Source organism: Thermoactinomyces sp. DSM 45892 (assembly GCF_900107305.1).
Classification (GTDB): Bacteria; Bacillota; Bacilli; order Thermoactinomycetales; family Thermoactinomycetaceae; genus Baia.
Genome location: NZ_FNPL01000036.1, coordinates 1 through 2,632 on the forward strand (window position 1 = coordinate 1; position 2,632 = coordinate 2,632).

Consider the following 2,632-nt stretch of genomic DNA (forward strand, 5'->3'; position numbering starts at 1 on the left):
GAAGTCGTAACAAGGTATCCCTACCGGAAGGTGGGGATGGATCACCTCCTTTCTATGGAGCTCTTATGAGCATAACGAATTACACACTCTCAGGTCTTGGCTTCTTACTCACTCTTTAGTTTTCAGGGAATACCAAAAAAACTTCCTAATCCCAGGAAGTTTTTTCATGTTAACAATCTATTGAAGAGTGTAAGAGCATAAGTGTTGATTAATAAAGTCATTTGTAATAAAACATGTATCATATTTGTTTCGAATGATACACATTAGTATTAACATATTGAACTGTGGACAACTACTTAATTTAGCACTTATGATGTTAGTATGCTTATATTCAAATAACAGGGGTGTGGCCCAGATGTTTAAGACAGTTGGAATCTATAAAAATATCAAGGATCCCAATGCGTTTGAAGAATACTATCAGACAAAGGTGTTTCCTATAATCTTAAGCTTACCAGGGGTAATCAATATCCGAGTATCGACTCTTATTCCTACGGGGCAAATGGACCCCAACGATGATTCAGTCAAAATACTATTTGAGACATATTACGAATCTGCAGAGGCTCTTGAACAACTGATGAGCTCTGAAGCTGGGAAAGATGTTATTCAACTCATTTTAGGGCATGATCTGGCGGAGTTTGAGAGTTACATAGGAATCGAGACTTTCTTTGAGAAATGATTACATTTTTATTTTACGATAACAACCCTGAGGTAAATGTACTTTACTATACATTTTCTCGGGGTTATTTAATAAAAAGATAATAGTATTTATACTTACAAATGTTATAATATTTTAGATAAAATAATTTGTTTAAAACAAAAAATATGAGGTGAATTATGGGGAAAATTGTTTCAGTTGGCAAAGCATTTCCTCCGTATTTGTGGGAACAGGGATTGGCGAAAGAGTTTGTGGATAGTTGTTTTCAAGAGCATATTCCGAATCGAGAAAAAGCCTTACAAGTATATGACAATGGGCGGATCGAGCAACGTTTTCTGGCTGTCCCTTTTGAACGGGAGCTACAGGAGCGAAGCTTTGATGAAAAAAATCGTCAGTTTGAAGAGTACTTCATAAAAATGAGTAAGGAATCGATCCTAAAATGTTTAGAAAGCGTAAATATGCATCCGGAAGAAGTCGATCATATTGTATTTGTAACAAGTTCCGGTGTGGTTCATCAAGGGGTACTTGGTGTTATATGCCAAGAAATCCAATGTCGAGCGAATGTGAAGTGTACCTTGTTATTTGGGCTTGGTTGTGCTGGAGGTGCGGGCGGACTAGCAAGAGTGAATGATTTACTAGCAAATCATCCCCGGGGCAAAGCTATATTGTGTTGCGTAGAGTCCTTTAGTATCAATTTCCTAGTGGATGAGACTTCTTCTGCTCATTTAGTGTATTTAAGTTTATTTGGCGATGGTGCTGCTGCTGCATTATTAGTTGGCGATGAATTAGCTGATAAATTTCAGGGGCCTTCCATTTTAGCTTCCGAGAGTGTGCTGATTCCAAATAGTAGCGATCTTGTTCACATAGGAGTAAAAAATGGTGGATTTACAGGGGGGGTATCCCAAAAGCTTCCTTTGCTATTGGACAAGCATCTAGAAGGAAATGTGAAGAGGTTTGTGAGGGATCAAGGTATTACGCTGGAGCAAGTTTCTAGCTATATTGTTCATGCCGGGGGTAAGAAAATCTTAGAAATTGCTGCTAAAAGACTTCATATAGGGCATGAAGATTTGAGACATTCATGGGAGATTCTGAGAGAGAGTGGGAATACAGCATCTGTTTTAGTCTTGCTGATTTTGGATGAGCTAATCAGTAAAGAGCCGCCTGATAACGGAGAGCTTTCGTTGATGTTTGCAGTGGGTCCAGGTATTACACTCGAGCAAATATTGTTACGGTGGTAGAAGTAGAACATTGGTTTATGCGCTCATTCTGTATCGTATATTTTTCATGATGGTAGGTGGCTTTATGTATAAAACAATAGCAGTTTACTCCCATATTCAGGATTTGAATGAGTTTGAAGCTTTTTATACCAATGAAGTGGTCCCGCGCATTTTAGGTTTGGAAGAAGTAAAACATATTCGATTCACCACTCTAATTCCAACGGATCAAGTAGTCTCTCAATCTGAAGAGATTAGTGTACTTATTGAAACCTATTACCATTCTGCTGCAGCACTACGAAGCGTTTTAGACTCGGAGGAAAGCAAAGAGATAACGAAATACTTCCTTTATATTCAAGAGAGTGGGATGGCAAGGATCGAGTCTTTTTTGGGGAGTGAATTGGTGCTGGATAGCTTTTAGATGAATCATAATGGTTGAGAATGTGAGCATAGATACGATATATAAATAATCTGTATTGGAGTCGAACCGTGACTCCAATTTGCTTACAAGGAATTTGACTGATTATGTTATAATTTCGCGTTGTCTGAATGTGATTGTGAAACACGTGTATAGTGTGTTTTTGTTCTATAAAAAAATTGTAGAATAAGTGTTGACTCTTATTTATCTGCATGCTATATTAATACATGTCGCCGCGAGATGTGGTGTGCAAAACAACGAAATGATGCACCTTGAAAATTAGATACAGAAATGAAGAAAGATAGAAGACATCATTAAACACATGAGTCTTCCGTCATGTTGCAT

The 2,632-nt window shown here is 37.7% G+C and carries 3 protein-coding genes and 1 rRNA gene; all 4 read left to right on the forward strand.

Going from position 1 to position 2,632, the window contains the following annotated elements:
* Positions 1-52, forward strand: a 16S ribosomal RNA gene (locus BLU58_RS15855); the annotation flags it as partial.
* Between the two features lie 303 nt (positions 53-355).
* Complete coding sequence (locus BLU58_RS15860; protein ID WP_176786731.1) at positions 356-676, forward strand: EthD family reductase; 321 nt, start codon at positions 356-358, stop codon at positions 674-676.
* Between the two features lie 158 nt (positions 677-834).
* Positions 835-1,893: a type III polyketide synthase gene (locus tag BLU58_RS15865; protein ID WP_093293827.1), complete on the forward strand. Its 1,059-nt coding sequence runs from the start codon at positions 835-837 to the stop codon at positions 1,891-1,893.
* Between the two features lie 64 nt (positions 1,894-1,957).
* Positions 1,958-2,290, forward strand: a complete 333-nt coding sequence (locus BLU58_RS15870; protein ID WP_093293829.1) for a hypothetical protein — start codon at positions 1,958-1,960, stop codon at positions 2,288-2,290.
* Positions 2,291-2,632 lie beyond the last annotated feature (342 nt).

Bases quoted from the DNA above. Each gene is read 5' to 3' on its own strand.
- BLU58_RS15865 (WP_093293827.1), top strand. From the start codon at position 835: ATGGGGAAAATTGTTTCAGTTGGCAAAGCATTTCCTCCGTATTTGTGG.
- BLU58_RS15860 (WP_176786731.1), top strand. From the start codon at position 356: ATGTTTAAGACAGTTGGAATCTATAAAAATATCAAGGATCCCAATGCG.
- BLU58_RS15870 (WP_093293829.1), top strand. From the start codon at position 1,958: ATGTATAAAACAATAGCAGTTTACTCCCATATTCAGGATTTGAATGAG.